The 5,629-nt window shown below is 73.4% G+C and carries 2 protein-coding genes; both read right to left on the reverse strand.

Going from position 1 to position 5,629, the window contains the following annotated elements; genetic code table 11:
* Nucleotides 1-2,907, reverse strand: a 2,907-nt coding sequence (locus tag VIB55_RS05680; protein ID WP_331875697.1) for an amino acid adenylation domain-containing protein, incomplete at its 3' end; no start/stop codon positions are given.
* Between the two features lie 49 nt (nucleotides 2,908-2,956).
* A partial coding sequence (locus VIB55_RS05685) for an amino acid adenylation domain-containing protein (RefSeq protein ID WP_331875698.1) occupies nucleotides 2,957-5,629 on the reverse strand: 2,673 nt, incomplete at its 5' end.

Consider the following 5,629-nt stretch of genomic DNA (forward strand, 5'->3'; position numbering starts at 1 on the left):
CCCCGGCACCATGTACTCCGGCATTCCCCCCGACAGGTGCGCCCGCAGCTCCGCAGCCGACACCTCCGCACCCGCCTCGCCCACCACGTACGCCACCAGCCGCCGGTCCCCGGACGTATCTTCGCGCGCCACGACGACGGCCTCGCGCACGCTGGCGTGCTCGGCCAGCCGCGCCTCGATCTCGCCCGGCTCAATGCGGAAGCCGCGGACCTTGACCTGGAAGTCGGTGCGACCCAGGAACTCCAGCGTCCCATCCGCCCGCCAGCGGCCCAGGTCGCCGGTGCGGTACATCCGCGCGCCGTCACCGGCGAACGGATCGGGGACGAAGCGCTCCGCCGTGAGCCCCGCGCGGCCCAGGTAGCCGCGCGCCACGCCGGCCCCGCCCACGTACAGCTCGCCCGCTACGCCCACGGGCGCCGGCTCGCCGCGCGCGTCCAGCACGTAGACCCGCGCGTTGGCGATGGGCCGGCCGATGGCGGGCGCGCGGCCGTCTACGCCGCACACGTGCGAGGTGGAATCGATCGTCGCTTCCGTGGGGCCGTACAGGTTCACCACCTCGCCCGCGCCCGCGGCGCGCGCTTCCTGCACCAGCGCGGCCGGGAGCGGCTCGCCCCCGCAGAAGAGAATCCGGCAGGGAAGCGCGCTTCCCGCCGGACGCGCGCCGAGCATCGCCTGGAGAAGGGTGGGGACGAACTGCGCGACGGTCACCCCGCCCTCCGCCATCACCCGCCCCATGGCCTCCGGGTCCTTCGCCGCGTCGGACGAGAGGAGCAGCATCCGCGCGCCGGTGGCCAGCGGCGTCCACAGCTCCCACACCGACGCATCGAACGAGACGGAGGTGCGCTGCAGCACCGTGTCCCCCGCGCCGATGGCGAAGGCGGCGGCCTGCCATGCGGTGTGGTTCACCAGGCTGCGGTGCTCCACCATCACGCCCTTGGGGCGCCCGGTGGAACCGGAGGTGTAGATGATGTACGCCAGGTGGCCGGGCGTGAGCCCCACGGGCGCGGGGTTCGTCTCCGGCCCCTCCGCCCACGTCGGGACGTCGAGCTCCACCACCGGCACGTCGATCCCCGCGAAGGTGCCGGCCAGGGACGACTGGGTGACGAGCGCCGCCGGGGCGCTGTCCTCCAGCATGGTGCGCAGCCGGTCGGCGGGGTACGCGGGGTCCAGCGGCACGTAGGCGCCGCCCGCCTTTAGGATGGCGAGCAGGGCGATGACCATCTCCGGGCCGCGCTCCACGCAGACCGCCACGCGCGCGTCGGGCCCCACGCTCAGCCCGCGGAGGTGGTGAGCCAGCCGGTTCGCGCGGGCGTTCAGCTCGCCGTAGGTAAGCGACTCATCTTCGAAGGCCACCGCCACCGCGCCCGGCGTGCGCTCCGCCTGCGCCTCGAAAAGTTCGTGGATGCACTGGTCCGCCGGGACCTCGGCCTCCACGTGGCTCCACTCCTCCAGCACCCGCGCGCGCTCCTGGGCGGGCAGCAGTTCGACCCGGTCCACGGGCTGCGTGTCGTCGGCGACCATCTCGTCCAGCACGCGCCGCAGATAGCCCACCCAGCGCTCCACGGTCGCCCGCTCGAACAGCGAGGTGGCATACTCCACGTCGCCAGTGATGCGGCCGTGGTTCTCCCCAAGCGTCAGCAGCAGGTCGAACTTGGCGCTCACGCGCGGCGCCGCGGCCGCGGGGGCCACGGAAAGCCCCGGCAGCGCCAGCCCGCTTCCCGCCGCGCCCTCCCACGCGAACATCACCTGAAAGAGCGGGCTGTACGCCAGGCTGCGCGCGGGACGCAGGCGCTCCACCACCTGCTCGAACGGGATGTCCTGGTTCCGCTGCCCCTCCAGCGCGCGGGCCTTCACCTGCGCCAGCAGCCCGGCCAGGGTGGGGCGCACGGAAAGGTCTACCCGCAGCACCAGCGTGTTGACGAAGAACCCGATCAGCTCCTCCACCTCGGGACGCGTGCGGTTGGCCCACGGGGTGCCGACGAGCACGTCGTCCTGGCCCGAGAGCCGGGCGAGCACCGTGGCCCAGCCGGCCAGCAGCGTCATGTACAGGGTGGTCCCGTGGCGGTGGCCGAGCGCCGTGAGCCCCGCCGTCAGCTCCCGGCTCAGCTCCACGGGCAGGGTGGCGCCCGCGTGGTCCTGCCGGGCGGGGCGCGGATGGTCGGTGGGCAGCTCCAGCAGCTCCGGCGCGCCTGCGAGCGTCTGCGTCCAGTACGCCGCCTGCGCGTCCAGCACCTCGCCTTCGGCCCACTGCCGCTGCCAGGCGGCGAAGTCGGCGTACTGCACGGGGAGCGGGGGGAGCGGATCGGGTTGCCCCTGGCTGAAGGCCGTGTACAGCGCGCTCAGCTCGCGGTTGAACACCCCCATGCTCCACCCGTCGGCAACCACGTGGTGCATGGTCACCAGCAGCAGGTGGTCGTCGTCCGCCAGGCGCACCAGGCGCGCGCGGACCAGAGGGCCCCGCTCCAGGTCGAAGGGCGCCTCCGCCTCCCGGTCCGCCAGGCGCTCCGCGTGGGCTTCGGCGGTTGGCTGGCCGCGCAGGTCGTGCTCCACCAGGGCGAAGCCGCTCTCCTCCACGGGCAGGATGCGCTGCTCCGGCTCGCCGTTCACCAGCAACAAAACCGTCCGCAGCGACTCGTGCCGCGCCACGATGCGCTCAAGCGCGCGCGCCAGCGCGGGGCGGTCCAGCGCCCCCCGCAGCCGCAGCTGCTCCGGGACGTGGTAGGTGCTCCCCATCTCCCCCAGCTGCTCCAGGAACCAGAGCCGCTGCTGAGCAAAGGAGAGCGCCAGCCGTCCGCCCCGCTCCACCGGCACGATGGGCGAGCCCTTCGGCGCGCTGCGCTCCAGGCGGGCGGCGCGCGCCATCTTGAGGATTCGTTCGCGTTCGGCGTTCGACAGCGTCGGGTTCATCGGATCCAAGGGTAGTTCGTCATTGCGGTCGTGCGAGACGGCCGGCCCGTCATCCCACGTCGGCGGCGCGGGACAGCGCGAGCAGCTCTTCGAGTTCGTCCGGATCGAACTGGGCCAGCTGTGCGTCCAGGAGCTGCTGGGCCAGCAGGGCCAGCCCCGGCTTTTCGAAGACGTCGCTCACCGGCAGCTCCACGTCCATCTCCCGCCGGATGCGGAGCACGAGCCGGGTGGCCAGCAGGGAGTTCCCGCCCAGGTGGAAGGAGTCGTCGTGGCGGCCCACCCGCTCCACCCCCAGCAGCTCCGCCCAGATCTCCGCCAGCGCCTCTTCCGTCTCGCCGTCGGGCGCCTCGTACCCGCGCGCGGCGAACGCGTCCGTCCCCGGTGCCGGGAGCGCCCCGCGGTCGGTCTTTCCGTTCTGCGTGAGCGGATATGCCTGCATCCACACGTACGCCGCCGGCACCATGTGATCGGGAAGGAGCCCGGCGAGGTGCGCCTTCAGCGCCTCGACGGCTACCGGCTCGTCCGCCAGGTAGTAGGCCACCAGCCGCTTCTCGCCCGGCGCGTCCTCGCGCCCCAGGACGATGGCGTCGCGCACCGCACCGTGGCTGCGCAGCGCCGCCTCGATCTCGCCCGGCTCGATCCGGAATCCGCGGATCTTCACCTGGAAGTCGGTGCGGCCCAGGAACTCCAGTGCGAAAGTGGGAGAGTGCGAGAGTGCGAGAGTAGATCCGTCCTCGTGCGAACGATCACCATCACCGTTCCACTTTCGCACTTCCGCACTTTCGCACTCTCGCACTTCCCTCCAGCGCACCCGGTCGCCCGTGCGGTACAGCCGCGCACCGGGGAGATACGGGTCCGGGACGAACTTCTCCGCCGTCAGCGCCGGGCGCCCCAGGTAGCCGTGGGCCAGCCCCGCGCCGCCTGCGTACAGCTCGCCGGGCACGCCCACCGGCGCCGGCTGCATCCCCGCGTCCAGCACGCGCACGTACGTGTTCGCGATCGGCCGGCCGATCGGGATGCTGGCGCCGTCCGCCTCGGCGATGCGGTGGCAGCAGGTGAAGGTGGTGTTCTCGGTGGGCCCGTAGCCGTTGATGAGCGCCGTATCCGGCAGCTCCTCCAGCACACGGCGCACGTGCGGAACGGAGAGCACGTCGCCGCCGGCCAGCAGCTGGCGGACGCCGCGCAGGATCTCGATGCTCTCCTCCACCACCAGGTGAAAGAGGCCCGCCGTCAGCCAGAGGACGGTGACGCCGTGCTCCGCCAGCGCCCGCCCGATGCTGTCCACGGAGGGCTGCCCGGCCGGATGGATGGAGTGGCGGGCGCCGTTCAGCAGCGGGCCCCACAGCTCCAGCGTGGCCGCATCGAACGAGGCGGGCGCCAGTTGCAGAAAGACGTCGGAGGGGTCGATGGAGACGTAGTCCTGCCCGCGCACCAGGCGCACGATGGCCCGGTGCGGCACCTCGACGCCCTTGGGCCGCCCCGTGGAGCCGGAGGTGTACATCACGTACGCCGCCGCGTCCGGGTCCGTCTCCGCCGCCGGCGCGTCCGCCGGCTCCGCCTCGATCGCGCCCGCGTCCGCGTCTACCCGCACGACCCGCGCGGCGTGGGACGGCAGGCGGTCCGCCAGGGACGACTCCGTCACCAGCACCGCCGCGGCGGTGTCGGCCAGCATGAAGGCCAGCCGCTCCGCCGGGTAGGCCGGGTCCAGCGGCACGTACGCCCCGCCCGCCTTGAGCGCGGCCAGTGTGGCGACCACCATCTCCGGCCCACGCTCCAGGAACACGCCCACGCGGGTACCCGCGGCCACGCCGGCGCGGCGCAGGTGGTGGGCAAGGCGGTTGGCGCGGCCGTCCAGCTCCGCGTACGTCATCCGCCCGCCGTCCCAGGCCAGCGCCACGGTCCCGGGCGCGGCGGCGGCGGCCTGCGCGAAGAGCGCATCCACCGTGGCGCGGGGGAACTCCGGCGCGGCGCCTTCACCCAGGGCGAGCAGGTTCGCACGCTCCGCCTGGCCGAGCAGCTCCAGCTGGCTCACCGGCCTGGAGTCGTCCGCGACCATCTCCTCCAGCACGCGCCGGAGGTAGCCGGCCCAGCGCTCCACCGTCGCCCGGTCGAAGAGGGACGTGGCGTACTCCAGGCCGCCCGCGATGCGGCCGTCCTCCTCCCACAGCGACAGCAGCAGGTCGAACTTGGCGGTCACGTGCGGCGCGGCATCCGAGGCGGCCAGGCGAAGGCCGAGCAGCTCCAGGCTTCCCCCCGGCGCGTTCTGCCAGGCGAACATCACCTGGAACAGCGGGGTGTGCGCCAGGCTCCGCGCCGGCTGCTCCCGCTCCACCACCTGCTCGAAGGGGATGTCCTGGTTCCGCTGGGCTTCCAGCGCGAGCGCCCTGACCCGGTCCAGCAGCCCGGCCGCCGTCGGCGCGCCGGAAAGGTCCACCCGCAGCGGCAGCGTGTTGACGAAGAAGCCGATCAGACCCTCGATCTCGCTCCGTCCCCGGTTCGCCGATGGAGTGCCGACGACGACCTCGTCCTGGCCCGACAGCCGGGCGAGCACGGCGGCCCACCCGGCGAGCAGCGTCATGTGAAGCGTGGCGCCGTGCCGCTGCCCCAGCGTCTTGAGCGCCTCGGTCAGCGCCTCGTCCAGCTCCACCTTCAGCGACGCGCCGGCGAAGTCCTGCTTCGCCGGGCGGGGATGGTCGGTGGGCAGCGCCAGCAGCTCGGGCGC

The organism is Longimicrobium sp., from assembly GCF_036554565.1.
Taxonomy (GTDB): Bacteria; Gemmatimonadota; Gemmatimonadetes; order Longimicrobiales; family Longimicrobiaceae; genus Longimicrobium.